This window comes from Candidatus Bathyarchaeota archaeon, from assembly GCA_026014745.1.
In the GTDB taxonomy this organism is placed as follows: Archaea; Thermoproteota; Bathyarchaeia; order Bathyarchaeales; family Bathycorpusculaceae; genus Bathycorpusculum.
In genome coordinates this window covers 137,692-154,046 of record JAOZHS010000003.1, presented here as the reverse complement: position 1 = coordinate 154,046, position 16,355 = coordinate 137,692, and the positions used below count along the sequence as shown (strand labels likewise).

General features: G+C 42.9%; 18 protein-coding genes and 2 tRNA genes. 14 read left to right on the top strand and 6 right to left on the bottom strand.

Annotated features, from left to right (window positions below; genetic code table 11):
• The first annotated feature begins 146 nt into the window (after window positions 1-146).
• From NWE92_11930 to NWE92_11910, 5 genes are read left to right on the top strand one after another with little or no spacing between them, the layout of a single operon-like run.
• On the top strand, window positions 147-884 hold the full coding sequence (locus NWE92_11930; GenBank protein MCW4030341.1) for a hypothetical protein: 738 nt from the start codon (window positions 147-149) through the stop codon (window positions 882-884).
• A gap of 2 nt (window positions 885-886) precedes the next feature.
• Window positions 887-2,008: a tyrosine decarboxylase MfnA gene (gene mfnA, locus NWE92_11925; protein MCW4030340.1), complete on the top strand. Its 1,122-nt coding sequence runs from the start codon at window positions 887-889 to the stop codon at window positions 2,006-2,008.
• Window positions 2,009-2,066: 58 nt separating this feature from the next.
• On the top strand, window positions 2,067-3,281 hold the full coding sequence (locus NWE92_11920) for an ATP-grasp domain-containing protein (protein ID MCW4030339.1): 1,215 nt from the start codon (window positions 2,067-2,069) through the stop codon (window positions 3,279-3,281).
• A gap of 11 nt (window positions 3,282-3,292) precedes the next feature.
• Window positions 3,293-4,354 (top strand): H4MPT-linked C1 transfer pathway protein, encoded by a 1,062-nt coding sequence (locus NWE92_11915; GenBank protein MCW4030338.1) that lies wholly within the window; start codon window positions 3,293-3,295, stop codon window positions 4,352-4,354.
• Window positions 4,351-5,025, top strand: coding sequence for a delta 1-pyrroline-5-carboxylate synthetase (locus tag NWE92_11910; protein MCW4030337.1), 675 nt, complete (start codon window positions 4,351-4,353; stop codon window positions 5,023-5,025). The genes NWE92_11915 and NWE92_11910 overlap by 4 nt, the downstream gene beginning before the upstream one ends.
• Here NWE92_11910 and NWE92_11905 read toward each other — a convergent pair.
• The gene (locus tag NWE92_11905; protein ID MCW4030336.1) at window positions 5,012-5,341 is read right to left on the bottom strand and encodes a hypothetical protein; all 330 of its coding nucleotides are present in this window, start codon (window positions 5,339-5,341) and stop codon (window positions 5,012-5,014) included. The two genes, NWE92_11910 and NWE92_11905, sit on opposite strands and share 14 nt — an antisense overlap.
• A 118-nt stretch (window positions 5,342-5,459) precedes the next feature.
• Window positions 5,460-5,624 (bottom strand): chorismate-binding protein, encoded by a 165-nt coding sequence (locus NWE92_11900; protein ID MCW4030335.1) that lies wholly within the window; start codon window positions 5,622-5,624, stop codon window positions 5,460-5,462.
• A gap of 146 nt (window positions 5,625-5,770) precedes the next feature.
• Between NWE92_11900 and NWE92_11895 the strand changes: the two genes are divergently transcribed.
• Window positions 5,771-6,346 (top strand): DUF429 domain-containing protein, encoded by a 576-nt coding sequence (locus tag NWE92_11895; GenBank protein ID MCW4030334.1) that lies wholly within the window; start codon window positions 5,771-5,773, stop codon window positions 6,344-6,346.
• Window positions 6,347-6,445: 99 nt separating this feature from the next.
• Here NWE92_11895 and NWE92_11890 read toward each other — a convergent pair whose 3' ends face one another.
• The gene (locus NWE92_11890; protein MCW4030333.1) at window positions 6,446-7,000 is read right to left on the bottom strand and encodes a nitroreductase family protein; all 555 of its coding nucleotides are present in this window, start codon (window positions 6,998-7,000) and stop codon (window positions 6,446-6,448) included.
• 198 nt (window positions 7,001-7,198) lie between these two features.
• Between NWE92_11890 and NWE92_11885 the strand changes: the two genes are divergently transcribed.
• From NWE92_11885 to NWE92_11865, 5 genes are all read left to right on the top strand, one after another.
• Window positions 7,199-8,563 (top strand): sugar porter family MFS transporter, encoded by a 1,365-nt coding sequence (locus NWE92_11885; protein ID MCW4030332.1) that lies wholly within the window; start codon window positions 7,199-7,201, stop codon window positions 8,561-8,563.
• Window positions 8,564-8,687: 124 nt separating this feature from the next.
• Window positions 8,688-9,356: a hypothetical protein gene (locus tag NWE92_11880; protein ID MCW4030331.1), complete on the top strand. Its 669-nt coding sequence runs from the start codon at window positions 8,688-8,690 to the stop codon at window positions 9,354-9,356.
• Window positions 9,357-9,543: 187 nt separating this feature from the next.
• A complete protein-coding gene (locus tag NWE92_11875; protein MCW4030330.1) occupies window positions 9,544-10,488 on the top strand; it encodes a hypothetical protein in 945 nt (314 codons plus the stop codon).
• A 140-nt stretch (window positions 10,489-10,628) separates the two neighbouring features.
• Window positions 10,629-11,513 carry a hypothetical protein gene (locus tag NWE92_11870; GenBank protein ID MCW4030329.1) on the top strand — a complete coding sequence of 295 codons (885 nt, stop codon included), beginning with the start codon at window positions 10,629-10,631 and terminating at the stop codon, window positions 11,511-11,513.
• A gap of 116 nt (window positions 11,514-11,629) precedes the next feature.
• Entirely contained in the window at window positions 11,630-12,391 is a 762-nt protein-coding gene (locus NWE92_11865) for a hypothetical protein (GenBank protein MCW4030328.1), read from the top strand.
• A 223-nt stretch (window positions 12,392-12,614) separates the two neighbouring features.
• Here the strand turns inward: NWE92_11865 and NWE92_11860 are convergent, their stop codons facing one another.
• Window positions 12,615-13,310: a hypothetical protein gene (locus NWE92_11860; GenBank protein ID MCW4030327.1), complete on the bottom strand. Its 696-nt coding sequence runs from the start codon at window positions 13,308-13,310 to the stop codon at window positions 12,615-12,617.
• Window positions 13,311-13,401: 91 nt separating this feature from the next.
• Here NWE92_11860 and NWE92_11855 point away from each other — a divergent pair, with 91 nt between their 5' ends.
• Window positions 13,402-13,629: a hypothetical protein gene (locus tag NWE92_11855; GenBank protein ID MCW4030326.1), complete on the top strand. Its 228-nt coding sequence runs from the start codon at window positions 13,402-13,404 to the stop codon at window positions 13,627-13,629.
• Window positions 13,630-13,885: 256 nt separating this feature from the next.
• On the top strand, window positions 13,886-14,824 hold the full coding sequence (locus NWE92_11850) for a tyrosine-type recombinase/integrase (protein ID MCW4030325.1): 939 nt from the start codon (window positions 13,886-13,888) through the stop codon (window positions 14,822-14,824).
• Between the two features lie 43 nt (window positions 14,825-14,867).
• Here the strand turns inward: NWE92_11850 and NWE92_11845 are convergent.
• Both NWE92_11845 and NWE92_11840 read right to left on the bottom strand, forming a co-directional pair.
• Window positions 14,868-14,944: transfer RNA gene (locus NWE92_11845), tRNA-Phe, on the bottom strand.
• 191 nt (window positions 14,945-15,135) lie between these two features.
• Complete coding sequence (locus tag NWE92_11840) at window positions 15,136-15,762, bottom strand: hypothetical protein (protein ID MCW4030324.1); 627 nt, start codon at window positions 15,760-15,762, stop codon at window positions 15,136-15,138.
• Window positions 15,763-16,223: 461 nt separating this feature from the next.
• On the opposite strand from NWE92_11840, the gene NWE92_11835 reads away from it, so the two are divergent.
• A tRNA-Val gene (locus NWE92_11835) sits at window positions 16,224-16,300 on the top strand.
• Window positions 16,301-16,355 lie beyond the last annotated feature (55 nt).

The following is a 16,355-nucleotide window of genomic DNA, read 5'->3' as shown; positions in this document are numbered from 1 at the left end:
AAAAGTAAGCAAACTTTCTTGCCTATTGATATTTTAAATAAGGGAGGATAGATGCCTTTATCTAAGAAAGCCTCCGCCCAAAGAACCGCACCATATAGACAGGAAAACTTTAAAGGCATCAGAGGGGCGCATCTTTGTGATGTCTATTGAAGCTACTCATAAGCCCTATCAATGCAGTTGAAGCCCAAGCAGCTATCCAAGGCGGAGCAGACATAATTGACGTTAAAAACCCCAAAGAAGGCGCCTTAGGAGCGAATTTTCCATGGGTTATACGAGAGATTAAGGCTATGACTCCGAGAAATTTGGAAGTAAGCTGCACCATCGGTGAAGCCCCCTTGACGGGTTCTATGGCACTTGCCGCGTTTGGAGCCGCCTCTTTAGGGGTGGATTACGTAAAAGTAGGGCTTAAAGAGGCAAAAAACGTTGATGAAGCTGTGGCTTTTTTGGAGCAGATACGTAGGGCAGCAAAAGAGGCAAACCCTCAGGTGAAGGTTGTCGCTGCAGGGTATGGAGATGCACAAAAAATCGGCGCCCTCCACCCGCTACTTATCCCTGAAATTGCTCACCTCGCCAAAGTAGAAGTAGCCATGATAGATACTTCGGTTAAAGACGGAACAACGCTTTTTGATAACCTAACAATCGAGGAAATTCAAAAATTCGTGGCTTCCGCGCACGGATACGGCTTACAGGTGGCGTTGGCAGGTTCACTGCGTAAGGAGCAATTACCTTTAATCTACAAGTTAGGTGCAGACATCGCGGGGCTACGTGGAGCGGCATGCACAAACAACGATCGAGTAGACGGTGAAATCTCAGCCACACTGGTCAAAAACTTGGTTGAAATGGTAAAGAATGCAGAGACGCAGGCTAAAACAGTGAGGTCTTAACTTTGCAGCAGAAGGGTTCCAACGCAAGAAACGTTCTGGCGGCTCTGAAAAGATTTCACAATAAGGACCAAGCGTACCGTAGCGGCAGAATATTATGCGCCATGTGCACCCAACCACACCCTATCGCAAAAAAAGCTTACCAAATGTTTCTGGACTCAAACCTTGGAGACATCGCTCTCTTTGCTGGCTCCGCGCAAATCGAAAAAGAAGCCATAGCAGACCTCTCCAAACTGCTACATTCCCCCAGCACAGCGGGGTTTATTGTTTCAGGAGGCACAGAAGCCAATTTAATGGCACTTTTAGCAGCAAAAAATACGCATCAAACCTCGGAGCCAGAAGTTGTTCTTCCCGAATCTGCCCATTTCTCTTTCACAAAAATCTGCAAAATACTATCGCTTAGACCCATCTATGCTGAACTGCGCGAAGACTTCACAGTAGACCCCGACTCGGTTGAGCAACTCGTAACTAAGCAAACAGTGGCTATTGTTGGAACCGTAGGCACCTCAGAGTTGGGCGTCGTAGACCCAATTGAAGCGCTATCAAAAATAGCGGCTGAACGCGAGATTTGGTTGCATGTGGATGCTGCTTTTGGCGGTTTGGTTCTCCCCTTCATGGATCACCCAAAGCACTTTGATTTCTTGTTAGAAGCTGTGCAATCTATGACTGTTGACCCGCACAAGATGGGTATGGCAGCCATACCAGCCGGTGGCATCCTCTTTCGCAAACCAGACCAACTGGAGGCACTCAAAACTGAAACGCCCTACCTATCCAACAAGGGGCAGTATACGTTTGTGGGCACCCGTTCAGGCGCTTCTGCTGCGTCGGTGTGGGCGGTTTTTAGAGCCTTAGGCACAGATGGCTATCGAAAAATCGTGGCAGACTGCATGGATAACACCTCTTACCTCACGGAAGGTCTCAAAAAGGCTGGTTTTAAACTGGTGATTGAACCTGCCCTTAATGTTGTGACGTTTAGATCTGATAACTCAAAGGAATTAGCTGAAAAACTCTGGCATACCGGGTGGTATGTTAGTTATGTGCCACGTTATGACTGCATCCGCGTAGTTGTCATGCCACATGTTAAGCGTCGGCATATTGCCGCTTTTTTAGAGACGCTAAAAGGATAGAAAACCTTTAAGGCGTCATTGCGCCACAAACGCTTGAAAAGAATGGGGAAGCAGACGGTTGAAGATTGTCGTTTATGAGCATGTTTGCGGAGGCGGCTATGCAACGCAGCCAGTACCAAGCAGTGTCTTAGCAGAAGGCTTCGCGATGCTCCGCGGCGTCACCGAGGATTTATCTGCTGCAGGTTATGAAGTCACAGTAATCCTTGATAAACGACTCTTCAAACTAGACCCAACTCTAACAGTTGCCCACAAAAAAATTGTTTCAAACAGCGGCGAAGTGCAACCGCTTATTGCATCTTTAGCCCAAATTAACGATGCTACACTAATCATCGCCCCAGAAACCAACCACACCCTTGAATCATTAGTCAAATTGGTTGAAGCCACAGGCAAACCTGTACTTAACAGCCCATCAAGCATAATCGCCATAACGGCAGATAAAATCAGCCTCAACACGCGACTACAAAAAACAGGCGTCCTCCCCGACACCAGCGTAATAGAAACAGACGCCCCCTTGTCAGAAATAGCTAAGGCTGCCCATAAACTGGGTTATCCTGTAGTGCTTAAGCCATCTGACGGAGTAAGCTGCGGTGGCCTTAGCGTCGTCAAAGACCAAACACAGCTCGATGCAGCCCGCGCAAAAATCAAAGCAGAATCCCAAAACAAAAAATTCATACTCCAAAAGTTCATCGAAGGCGAAAGCGTAAGTGTCAGCCTGATTTGTAATGGCAAAACAGCTGTGCCGCTGACCTTAAACCAACAATTTCTTGCCTTAGAAGGACCCGATGGCGCTTCAAGCTATATGGGTGGGGTGGTACCTTTTGAACATCCCCAAAAAGCTGCAGCGATTTGTACTGCTAGTCGAGTGTGTGAGGATTTGGCGGGTCTGCGGGGTTATGTGGGGGTCGACTTAATTCTGGCTAAAGGGGGCGTTTTTGTGGTGGATGTTAACGCGAGGTTAACTACATCATATGTTGGCTTGCGAAAAGTTGCTGCGTTCAATGTTGCTGACGCGTTGATGGCGGCAGTTTTACATGGCAAGTTACCAGAGAAAAGCGAAACATGCGGCTTTGCAGCCTTCATGAAGATAAATGTGCCTAAACCGTCAATGTCCGCTTTTGAGGCAACCACCCAAGAAACCATGGTAGTCACTCCTCCTTTTCCATTAGATGATTCGGAAACCTGCGGATTAGTAATGGGCGAAGGCAAAACCGCTGAGGAAGCGGCTGCAGCTTTGGAAGAAGCTAAAAAGCACCTTCGCAACATAACAAGTTGAGGCATGAAGGTTTGGTTGACGTTTTAGCGTTTGACATCGGCGGCGCCAACACCAAGGCCGCGTACATCACCTCCCAAGAGGGTACCCTAAGGACCACGCGGGTTGCCATGGAGTTTTTCCCAATATGGAAGGCTCCCCAGGAGCTTCCAAGTGTGCTTTTGTCGTTGAAACATCGCCTCAAAGTGGACAAGTTTGATGCCATAGGCGTAACCATAACCGCGGAACTCTCTGACGCGTACCAAACCAAACGCGAAGGAATCCATCACGTTTTAGGCTGCGCAAAAGCGGCTTTTCCTGAAGCACCCCTCTACGTCTTAAACACTGATGCCCGATTGGTCTCGACTGAAACGGCGTTGGCTGAACCCTTAGGGGTTGCTGCGGCGAATTGGGCTGCCACCGGCTGGCTCGTCGCCCAGCGCCTCAAAAACGGTGTAGTGGTCGATGTGGGGAGCACAAGTACAAGCATAATCCCCATCAAAAACGGCCAAGTCACCGCACAAGGCAAAACGGATTTAGATAAACTCATCTGTGGCGAACTAGTCTACACGGGGAGTCTGAGAACAAACATTGCAGCTATAGTGCATTCAATTCCCCTAAAAATGGAGGTTGCGGCGGTATCATCAGAGTTGTTTGCTCTCTCTGGCGATGTGCACCTCATTTTAGGCAACATCACACCTGAACAGTACACCTCTGAGACGGCGGATGGACGAGACCGAAGTGTTTTCGAGGCTATGGCGCGTCTCGCCCGCGTAGTCTGCGGCGACACAAATATGCTCTCACCTCATGAACTCACAGAAATGGCACAATACATCTACTCAAAACAGGTCGAACAAATCGCGGCGGGTTTGGGCAAAGTTTATGCAAATCTAAAAGGACAAATTAATGGTGAACTGCCGGTGGTGGTTACAGGGTTAGGCAAGAATTTTTTGGCAAAAAAAGCCGCTGAATCAATCTGTGCAGACAAAATCATTACGCTTGACGAGTTAGTTGATGCTCAAGCGGTTATCGCTACTCCCGCGTATGGCGTAGCTTTGATGGTTGCTAAAAAACTTGAAGGGGACAACACGCTTTGAATTTGGTCGTGATTAAAATCGGCGGCAGCCTCATGCACAACCCCCCCGCACTGCGGAAGTTATGTGAAACTTTGAGTGATTCCGCAAAGAAACATCAAATGCTTGTAGTGCCGGGAGGAGGAGAATTCGCCGATGCAGTACGCTCAGCGGACAGGCGCTTTAGTTTGTCGAATGCTGCGGCGCATCGGATGGCGATTTTAGGCATGGATCAATACGGTTTGTTACTCGCTGATTTAACTCCAAACTCAGCAGCCATAAACACGCTGGATGAGATAAAAACCGTTTTAGATGAGGGTAAGTTGCCGATTTTTTTGCCTTCTCAGCTTATGTTAACAGATGATCCGCTGGAGAATTCGTGGGCGGTAACTTCAGATGCTATCGCGGCTTATCTTGCGGTGTGTTTTGGGGCGCAGAGGCTGTTGTTGCTTAAAGATGTTGACGGCATATTCACTGCAGACCCAAAAAGAAATCCCAAAGCTAAACTGCTTCAAACTGTGGTCGCCAAGGAACTATTATCCTTCAAAGCCTCAACGGGCATAGATTCGGTGTTGCCGAGGCTTCTTTGTGAGTTTAAGCTGGACTGCTGGGTGGTCAATGGTTTGGTTGCTCAGCGGGTTGTAAGTGTTTTGGATGGGCAAGATACTGTTTGTACCCGCATTACCTATCAGTAAGTTGCCGTTGCTGTTTAGTTGCGGTCAAAGGCACCAGCGGTTTGCGGGAGTTCTTTATACCTACCAATCCTTGAAGCTCCAACGATTTTTCTAAAAAAACTAAGCCGTCTTGTGTTATTTTGAGTTTTTTTTGTCCATCTTTACCCTCAGAGATGCTTACCCACTTATGAAGAAGTAATTGCATGACGCAGCTTTGAAGTATTGCATACGAGAGGTTGGTTTGACCCCGTATGTATGTTTGCGTTTGCGGTCTTCTGCAAATATTAAGGATGTCTGAGAGAATTTCAATTCGGTCGCGTTTCTTACTAAAAAACAAGCCGTTCCCCAAAAAAGAGGCGGTAACCCAATCAATTAAACGTTTGTTACATCCCTACAACAACCACAACTAAAACATTCAAGAATAAAAAATAGAAAAAGAAAATGGAAGTTCCGGCTTAAATCTTCTTTTTGTCGAGAACTTCTCGGAAAGTCTTACCACAGCAGTCATAGAGCGCTATGGTTAGCTGTGTCCTTTTACCTTTTTTATCTGGTTTCCCAGCCATCTTCCATGTTTTCTTTGCGGTCTTGACTTCTTTTCCACAAATGGGGCATTTTGCCATGCTTATTCCTCTGCGATACCGTTATCACATGATTCAACATAAAACATTTGCGGTAAACCGAAAGTTTTACTGTTAAATTGCCGCTTTGCGTCTTGATGCAAAAAGTTCAGCAACTTTAAAGGCTAAAACAGCTTTAAAAACCCTTTATGATAGTCGGGTTAGATTTAGCAGGTGTCGAAACGCGACCCACAGGGTACGCAACATTAAAGGGGTTGAAAGCAGAAACCTGCCTAATCTACACTGACAAAGAAATAATCCAAAAAATCCTTGACGCAAAACCCAAAGTCGTTGCAGTTGACGCGCCGCTTTGGCTACCGCCTGGACGCAAAAACCTCGAAGACCCAAAAGGGCCTCATTTGCGCGAAAGCGACCGCGAACTCCTCAAGCGCGGCATCAAAGTTTTCCCGCCTACTCTGGGTCCAATGCGTAAACTCACTTATCGGGGCATACACTTGCGAGAAACCTTAGAGGCGGCAGGGTTATGTGTGATTGAAGTTTATCTTGGTGGAGCTCAAGATGGATTGGGCATCCCACGTAAAAAGCAGGGCACTCAAAAATTGGCAGAGGGCTTAGCCCGATTGGGGGTGAGGGGGCTGGATGACAGTTTGAGTGACCATGAGTTGGATGCTGTTACGGCGGCGTATGTTGGGAAACTGTATTTGGAGGCCAAAACGGTCACCTATGGGGACCCATTAAAGGGAATTGTTATGCCCCAAACATAGCACCTCTCAGGGAGCCTTATCCCCTCGCCATTTAGATAATAAATAGACATAAAACCTGCAGACTATGAAGTGGGTTGTGTGTAAAATATGAGCGGCTCGTTATTTGAGCCAATTTAGAATTTTGGGTTCGCTTCTTTTGCTGCCGTTTTGTGCAGTTTTTGGGTGCCCAAGGATGAAAGGGACAAGCATTTCATAGTTTTCGGGTACGCCAATTTTGCGTAGCACTTCGGGTTTGTTATTTAAGAATTGTACAAATCCCATGTAGCAGGTTCCAAGGCCTAACTCGTAGGCTTTCAAGAACATGTTCTGAGCTGCAAGCACGCTATCTAGTAGGTCTACGTGTGCCCATTGAGGATCTTTTTGGGTGCATATCAAAATGAGCATGGGTGCATCGTAGCAGATGATGTCTTTGTCGGTGGAGAATTGCGCGGCAAGAGGGGGCATGTTCTGCTTTACGAGTTGCTTGGTTTCGTCAGAGACTAGTTTGATGAGTTTCTTGTCCTCGATTATTACAAACCGCCAAGGTTCACGAAGCATACCGGTTGGCGCCCATACGCCAGCATCCAAAACTATATCTAACTGCTCTTTAGAAACTGGTTCGGCCGTGTAAGCCCTAACGCTTCTTCGACCTTTAATACAAGTATCTAACTCCATAAATTCAGCCTCACCCCTAAAAGCGACCTCTCGCACTAAAAAAGCTACTCACCCAAAAAAACAATAATCTACAACCCTCAATGCCATCGCTTGCTCAGCAAACCCTTTTTTAATCCCCAAATACACCTGTACTCGTCTGCTTTTTGGCGTAATTTTGGAGCGCACCTTTTTTTGCAAAGACCAAAAACGAAAATTACAGTGATTTTAATTGTAGCCACAGCCATCGCGGCGGTAGGCGGCATCCTATTCGGCTTTGATACAGGAATTATTTCGGGCGCAATCCTCTACATCCAAAAAGACTGGAACTTAAACACAGTCCAAGAATCCATAGCAACCAGCGCCGTTTTAGTCGGAGCAATTTTAGGCGCAATATTCGGCGGAGTAGTGGCCGACCGTTTAGGACGCAAACGCTCCATAATCACCGGTTCAGGCTTATTTATCGTCGGCACATTTATTGTCATAGCCTCACCGGGGCTGGAAATTTTTGTAGTTGGTCGCGTTCTTATAGGAATCGCCATCGGCATCGCATCCTTCATTGTACCCATGTATATCTCTGAGTTGGCGCCCGAAAGGCTTCGAGGCGGCTTGGTCTCTCTAAATCAGCTTTTTGTGACCTTGGGAATCTTGGTTTCTTATGGTGTAGACAGTTTCTTTTCCGTAACTGGTGCGTGGCGGCTGATGTTTGCCTGTGGATTGGTTGCGGGAACCATACTGCTGGTGGGCATGTCGTTTATGCCGTTTAGTCCCAGATGGTTAGTGTTTAAACATAAGCTTGAAAAAGCTAAAAAAGTGCTCCAACGCGTCCGTGGAACCCCCAACGTAGATCAAGAAATGACTGAAATTGAAGAAACGGTAAAAACCCAAACCAAAGGGCTAAGCCAATTCAAATCGGGCATGCTCAAATACCCTCTAATAGTGGGGGTAGGGTTAGCCATTTTTCAGCAAATAACTGGCGTAAACACCATAATTTATTATGCCCCAACCATCTTCCAGTTTGCAGGCTTATCCTCTGACACCGCAGCCATCGCCGCAACCACAGGCGTTGGAGCAGCAAACCTCATCGTAACAGCTATCGCTGTGGTTTTGGTGGATAAAGTTGGGCGGCGTCCTCTGCTTTTGGTAGGCGTCGCGGGTATGGTGATTTCCCTGATAATTCTCGGTTCGGGTTTTATGTTTGCAACGGGGCCTCAAGGTTCCGCGATTGGAGCAATAACCGCCATAAGCCTAATCGCATACATATCCTTCTTTGCAATCGGGCTGGGACCCGTATTTTGGCTGCTAATCTCCGAGATTTTTCCGTTACAATCACGAGGAACCGCCATGAGCATTGCCACAGTCGCCAACTGGGCTTCCAACTTCTTAATCACCCTGCTATTCTTAGGGTTAGTTAACATATTGGGGCAGTCGGGCACGTTTTGGCTCTTCGCCGCTGTAGGCATCATTGCCTTTGTGTTTACCCTGCGGCTTGTTCCAGAAACCAAAGGATTGACTCTTGAGCAGATTGAAGACCACTTTAGAAAAAGCAAGCATCCGCGGCATATGGGGCGCAAAGAAAAAATCTAAAATACTTTTTGTTGAGCAACGAATGACAACAACAAAAAAATTCTTAGAAAAATCGCCGAAAAATATGTTAAAACTGCTATTATGATCTGTAATGAGTTTGTTTCGTTGATTACTTTTTTTAAACGTGCAAATTGGAAAAAATGATTTCCATAGAAAATGGAGAAAATTTATTCGTCACAATATAAATACGCCCTCAATCGACACGAATACATTACGGAGAGGAGAAAAAATAAAGAAAAAACTATCAATAGTAGTTTTAGCGCTACTGTGTTTACTTGTTTCTTTATGCGCCCTAAATCAAGTAAAAGCAAACGGACAATCCATTGAGACAACTTTAACGATTAATCTTGACCCTCTAAGCATCAAAGTTACCGAATCAGCAACCATAACGGTGTGGGTAGAATACCCAATTTCACCAGGAGAATGGGGCACTGTAGGACCCGATGAGGGTAATCCAGCTCGAACAATCGATTTCTATTATCGCTCAGATGCAGCGGCTAGCCAAGACTATCTTCCAGGTCCACAAGATGTACCCATAGGCCCTGATGGCAGAACAGATTGGGTCTTCCATCCCGAGGATTGGGGTATAGGTGAGGGAGAATCAGTGGAGTTCGACGCGGTCTTTGGAGGCGATGAACCATATTTAGGGTCTGAAAATTACGTTAATAACCCGCTATACATCGTTCCAACACAAGTTGTACCTGAATATGCACTTGGAGGATTATTTGCTTTAGTCGCTTGTTTTGCTGGCTTTCTTACCTTTAAGAAACTTGAAGGAAAAAAATTCCTTTAAAATATTTTTTTCTTTTTTGTTTGTTTCCTAAATTTTTACGCTAACTCTAGAAAGTGTCGCAGGTTTATCTAAAATTAATGGTTGGTGCCGAGGGCAGGGTTTGGAGTTAAGACAGATGGCGATATCTCCCGCAAATCTTCCCTTTTTTCGTGCTAATGCAAATTAGGACATCTACTATGCCTAACCTTTGCCATCACTTCGAGGATTCCTCAAAGACTACATAAAAGAAAACTACACTGTCGAAGAAATTGTTGAGAAATACAAAGAATGGGTTTCCGTAAGCACCTACATGATTCTTTCTAAATGGAATAAGGAGAAGTGGAAAAATGATGTTTTTGCGATTAAATGCTCTAAACGTGGAAATGATATTTACCGACATAGGGTTAAGCAACGGTTTGTTGGTCTTAGTCATAAGTCAGAGCAATTAGAATTCTTCAACCCCAACGACAGAAGAAACGACAAGACAACCTATGCTCTTTGGACTACGCTAACCTATGATACTAAACTCTGTTCATACAAGGAAGCATGGGAGCAAATAGGTATAGAATTTAACGCTTTCATGTCGTATGTTAGACGCAGCTTTGGAAAGGTTTCTACCTGTCGGGTGTTTGAGTCTTTTGAAAACGGTTATCCACATATCCATTGCATTTTATTGTTCCAAGAATATTCTTTCAAGGTTTTCAGAGACAACAAAGGTCAATTCAGAGTTCAGGAAAAAGACATTATTGCACAAGGCTGGCATAGCAACGTTGACGTTAAAGCCATGAGTTCCTTAGCTGGTGGATTCGCCTATCTCAAAAAGTACCTTCTAAAAAGTATAGACTTTGAAAATTCGGATTCTAAAGGACTAAAAACATTAGCTCTTTGCTGGGTTTATAGGAAACGCGCCTTTGCAGTTAGTGGGACTTTCCGTAAGGCGCTTGCCGACTTGATAAAGGATTTGCATAATTCAAACAAATCAACAGCACAAACAACACTTTTAGGAGGAATCATCCCTGAAGAATCGTATCACCTGCTTGGTTTTATCAATGGCTTAGATCTAAAAATTGATAATGGACGGTGGTTTGTTGCTTTGAATAGTAATCAATTAACCCTATTATCAGAAATATTAAAGAAAAACTCTTTTTACTAATTGTTGTAAAGTCAAATATCAATTATAAGATGAAATAAATTGATAAGAATATTGTTTATATTAAACATCATTTAGTAACGCATCAAACTATAAATAGCAGGAGTGCAAAAGTTAATTTGTAACTTGCTGAAGTGGGTCGTTTGGTAGAAGCAATGCTTTCATTGAACAAGGAGCAGATTTCTGAAGATATAAGCATTGGTGCAAAGAGCTTATCGGCTTTCGAAAAATTCGATTACAAAGCTCAAGAAATTGCTACAGATTTTAAAAACTACCAAGAGGCGTTATCAAGTACATTATCCGCTAATTTAGCCCTTGTAGATCAATTACCGCCATTACGGGTTTTAACCAAAGCTGAAATTAAGGAAAAAATGGCAAGTAAAGTAAAAAGCAATTTAGAAAATGATGAATTATTTGAGAAAACCGTTACTATCAAAAAGTACACGAAAGATTTTAGCAGATATGTAATTAATTATTTTGCCAAAGTTTTCGAACAAAATCAACTAATCAGTAACCGACTGAATTCTGAGCTTTTTGAATTATGGCGAAGTTATTACAATTCTGATTTGCCGTTATGTTATATTGAAGCAATAGAAAAAGCCATACTTCTTCAATTAAATTATTTGCACCTTTACGGGAAATATCTTCGAAGAGAACGTGTTCAGTTATTAATAAACAGGGATAACAAAAAGAAATTTGAGCACTTATGCAATATTCACAATAAGTGGGTTGAGCAATTCGACGATATCGATAGGCTTGAAGATAACCGAATTAAGCTATTTTGGTATATTGATTTTTGTAATTGTGAAAAAGTTGATGAAATCTTAAAAGTAAAAAAAATCAAGACAGAATATTTACAGCTAAAAGAATTAGATAATTTTGTGACAGCAATATACGCTGTTTTAGAAAAACTCGAGCCAATGGTAGATAGCAATCTTCCTTTTGAACATGTTGCTCCTTATGAAGATGATGGCATTAGGACTATTAGCAAAATTGCAGGAGCCATTTCAGAAATGGGGGATAGCTAATACCATTCGGGCAAGTTGAAGGGTTCTTTATTGATTCATGTGTGCTACTCCCACAGCCCTTAGAATCAAGGGATAAAGAATGCCAAGAATTTTTAAAAGAGAATTCAGCGCAATGTATGATTTCGTCATCTGTAAAAGCAGAGGGGTTCCAATTAATTGATAAGTCTGTTAAGGCAATAATTAATAATTTCCAATTAAAATTGAGGCCCTTTTTAGAAGAGAAGGGTAAAAAAGCAATAACAAATAAGGACGCTTTAATTTTCGCAGAGTTTTTTACATTAGCAAAAAAAGAATTTAGAGCACTACCCTATAGAAAATCCAATTTACAGAATGAAATCCTTGGAACAATAGAAAGTTATGTCGCTAATCAAGTACATTCAATCGAGGATGGAAAGGAATACACGTTAGACGTTTTCCTTGGCGCAATTAGTGCTGAATTATCAATAAAGAGAAATGCATTAGAACGTCCATTTAGAGGCATGCGTTGCGAGAATATTGAACCACTCGAAGCAATTAAGACTTTATTATATGCTTGTGCAGGAATAAAAAATACTGATGACGTTGAACATTTATCATCTGCTTTTCAGTTTCAATTCAATAAAAATAAGTGGGTAATTTTTGTCACGCTTGACGAAGAAGATATTTTAGATAATACTGGAGAATTCAATGAGATTCTACTCCTTTGTTCAAGACCAGACTGGGCGTCGGATTTTTCACGTACTTTGACAAAAAATAAGGAACCGCGCCAACATCTGAAAGAATTGAAGAATTTAACTGAAAAACAAAAAAAAGCAAATACTGTGGTAGCTGATTTAATTAATACATTAGAAAAACCACAAGTTGTTCCGCCCACAACAACAAAGCAAAATGATAATTAAACACTATAGATGCTGAAAAAACTCTGAAGAATCAATCATAAACAGATTTGTGACCCTAAGAACAATAAATGTCCCAAATGGGTCGATCACCCAAACTGCGCCGAGGGAGGAGTGCGGGGGGGTACCCTTTAGGGTGGGGTCATCCGCTACGACGACCGAGGCGCTTAACCATCATTCGTCTGGAACGTTCGAGGCGGGCGAAGCACGCCGAGCTTAGAAAAGACTAAGGGATTCCGCCTTTTGGCATGATTTTATTGTATTTCTCATTAAACTCTTCATACATTTTCTCAATTTTTCTGAATAACTTCTCCTTATAGCGAGGACAATCTCTACAATTCGTAACAATAGATTTCTCATGCATCCGATACATCGGGTTCCCAATCAACTTCCAAAAAGCGTTATCATCACCAAACCTTTTCTTGCCCAAGTCATAAGTAACAAGTTCCATCAACTCAACAAGGCTTGAAATAACAAGATACTCAGCCTCTTCATTGACCCTTTTATCAATTTGCTCATCTGAGTAATGTTCAAAGAGCTCTCGCCTCTGACGAGCAGTTAATCTGTGTTCCCTAAGGCGTTTAGGGTAATGTTTCTGGTTTTTATAATCCAAATCTAATTGCTTTTTGACTTCTTCAAGTGTAGCAGGTCGCACCAATTCATAAATATCCTTAGTTAAAGCGTACTCGGAAAATTGAAATCCCTTCTTGCACTCAACTAACCCTGAATCAACCAAATGTTTTAAATGAATATCCAAATTCGGTCTTGACATCTTAATATCAAGAAATTTGAGTGCATCCAACAACATATCATGACGAAGGGCTCCCTTAATCCGTAATGCAAAAAAGATGTTCTTACAACCAGAATCAAGATGTTCATACTTTTCTAAGAGTGCGTCATCTTTTTCGTCCTTTGAGGTCATAAACAAACTGCCTGTGTAAATTTACTCTGATATTTTCCTTGCCCGTTAATATGCCTGTTTTATCCCTAAAAACTTCACTGGAGAATTACCAATGAAAAACCAATCAACGCCAAACCAGACGGACATAGAAGTAACTGACATAGACTTCGACAAACTCTGTCGAATAGGTAAAAAAGTTCAAGTGCTCTTATTTAGAAAAATCGATGACCCTATTGAAATCTACTTGCTTCTAAAAATCCTGTGTTTTTCAATTGAGGAAAGTTTTGGGTATCGTCTGGACTCAGATGAGGAGCAAAAATTCAAAGAAATGTTTAGCTGATCGCTGACTTACGAGGTTCTTGGAGTTGACTGCTCAAATAGACCTGAGTGGAGGTGAAAAGGCAAGTAGAGAATGCCCTAATTGTAAAAGCACAAAAAATTGGAAAGATGGTATAAGGGAGACAGGTCTTGGTTCTATTCAACGTTTTATCTGTCGAGAATGTGGTTTTCGTTTCAGCATTAATCCTAAAGCCTTAAATCTAGACATTGCCACTAATGGATTCAGCCAATTATGCGCTATATTAGAGGCGAAAAAATTGGACGCTGCAACAGAAAACAAGACTGTTGCGGGAGAATCAACCACTATCAAATCAAGCTCTGAAGCACGGATACTGGAATTTCTATGGTATATGAAAAAGCAAGGCTACAAAGAAACAACCATTATAAGCAGAGGCGTAAGGCTACGCAGACTCATAGCTCTTGGTGCTGACCTAAACAACCCTGAAAGCGTCAAGGAAACGATAGCAAAGCAGGACAAATGGAAAGATTCGATGAAAGAAGTCGCTGTGTTCGCATATGACTTATACGCAAAATGGGTAGGACTAAAATGGCAACGTCCACGATACAAAGCAATAAGACAGCTACCATTCATACCCCAAGAAAGAGAAATCGATGACGTTATAGCTGGCGTAAACAAGGAAATAGCGCTTTTCCTACAGATAGGCAAAGATACGGGTGCAAGGGCTGGCGAAATCTACCGCTTAGAATGGACAGACATTGACTTTGAAGGACGCACAATCAGCATTATAGCCGAAAAAAACAGCAATCCACGGGTTTTCCGAATGCAAAACAAGCTGCTCGATATGCTTCATAACATCGAAAAAACAGAACTACGCATTTTCGTCACTTATAAAAACCTAAACAATCTTAGACGAACATACGAAAAACAACGTAAAAGGCTCGCAAAAAAACTGGCAAACCCACGGCTTAATAAAATAACCTTCCATACACTGCGACATTGGAAAGGTTCGACTGAATACCACAAGACAAAAGACATCCTTCACGTCATGCAGACCCTTGGACACAAGAACATCAAAAACACGTTGCTATATACTCAACTGTTGAACATTGAAGAGGACAATCAATACGTTTGTAAGATTGCTCAGACACCCAAGGAAATATGTGATTTGGTAACTCTTGGCTTTGAATTTGTAACCGAGAAGAATGGGTTACAGTTCTTCCGAAAACGCATTTAGACCCTATTTAATGGTGCCGCAGGTTTATTCCAAAGTAATGGGATGGTGCCGAGGGCAGGGTTTGAACATGCGACGACTCGGTCTTCAGCCGAGCGCTCTCCCAGGCTGAGCTACCTCGGCACACAATTCTGGGAGTACCACATCCAGAGATGAACTTTAGTGTTTTAAATGTTTCTGACACAGGTCACGCCGTCCCCAACAGGTTGCATAAAAAGCGTGATGATTAAAGAAAAAGCTGCGATGAAATGGCGCAATCAAGTGCTTCAAGAAATCAACTAAAAAGTTATTGAAAAATAAAAAAAAGAAAAGGTTTAGAGTAGTTTAAGAGGCTTGTTTTTTGCTTTGAAAACTACGAATGCTGCTGCAGATGCACCCATCGCTGCTAATGCGCCCAGAGCGTATTCAGGGACTACAAATAGGGGGGTTCCGGTCTTTAGTGTTGAGGATGTTTGAGCCTGTGTTTGGACGCCGTCATCAACGTTTAGGTGTATGAGAATGGTGTATTCTCCTGGAGCTAAACTGAAGGATGCTTCGTAACCGATGATGTCGCCGCCTGAAGTAACCCATGCAAAGTCTGGTGCGTTTCCGTCATCGCCGTAATCAGCATCAACCATTTTAGATCCGTCGATTTTTACAAATGCATCATCAGCGCTGTCTATACCGATAATGCCTGCATTGTTGAGCACAAGCACATACAGGGTACTAGTGCTGGTATCGTAACGAAGGTATGCGCTGCCTAGAACATCTTTGTCTGCTTTTCCTGCTCTGTGCATGTCAGCGAAGAAGTCGTTGGTAAGGTTCCATTCTGAGGTGTTGCCGTCAACGTTTGCTGTTGCGTATGTTGGTTCTGGAGGGGCTGCAGCTACGAGTGGCACAGCTACCAATGCTACTGCAATTAGCAATGTTAATATGGTAAGCATTGATTTTCGATTTTTCATTTTTTCTTCTCCTTTCATCCAATCGATTGCTTTTGGATTTAAAGGATATTCTTAGCATTCTAGTATTTAAAATCCTGATATATGGAGTTTATCAAGAGTTGACAATTAATTAAAAGCAGTGCATCAGAAGTGTGTACGGCAACCAAGTTAGCATTAACTTGATAATTTTCTAAACATTTTTTTGCCTAACTAAACGAAGTAACAGTTGACGCTGTCTAAAAATGAAATAAAAACTGCCTGGATTGATGTTAATGTGCTAAATAGTAAAATGCATCAAATTAGCCAGCACATAACCTAGCATTGAGCTGCCAAAGAAGCAGACAAAGAGCAATATTCCGTCATGTTTATGTTCACTAAAGGCTCCATAGGTCAAAGCATTTTTCTCCGATGACGTGTAGTTTATGTGTTGGTGTGGTAAAGGTTTTATGAAGGGACACTATTTATTGTGACTCTCAAGCTTTGGGCCGTTAGTCTAGCTGGCTAGGACGTCGCCCTCACGCGGCGAAGATCACCGGTTCAAATCCGGTACGGCCCACCAACCACACTTTATGATACCGCGAAAAAACAACAGCCTACTCCTCACAGCGAGGATT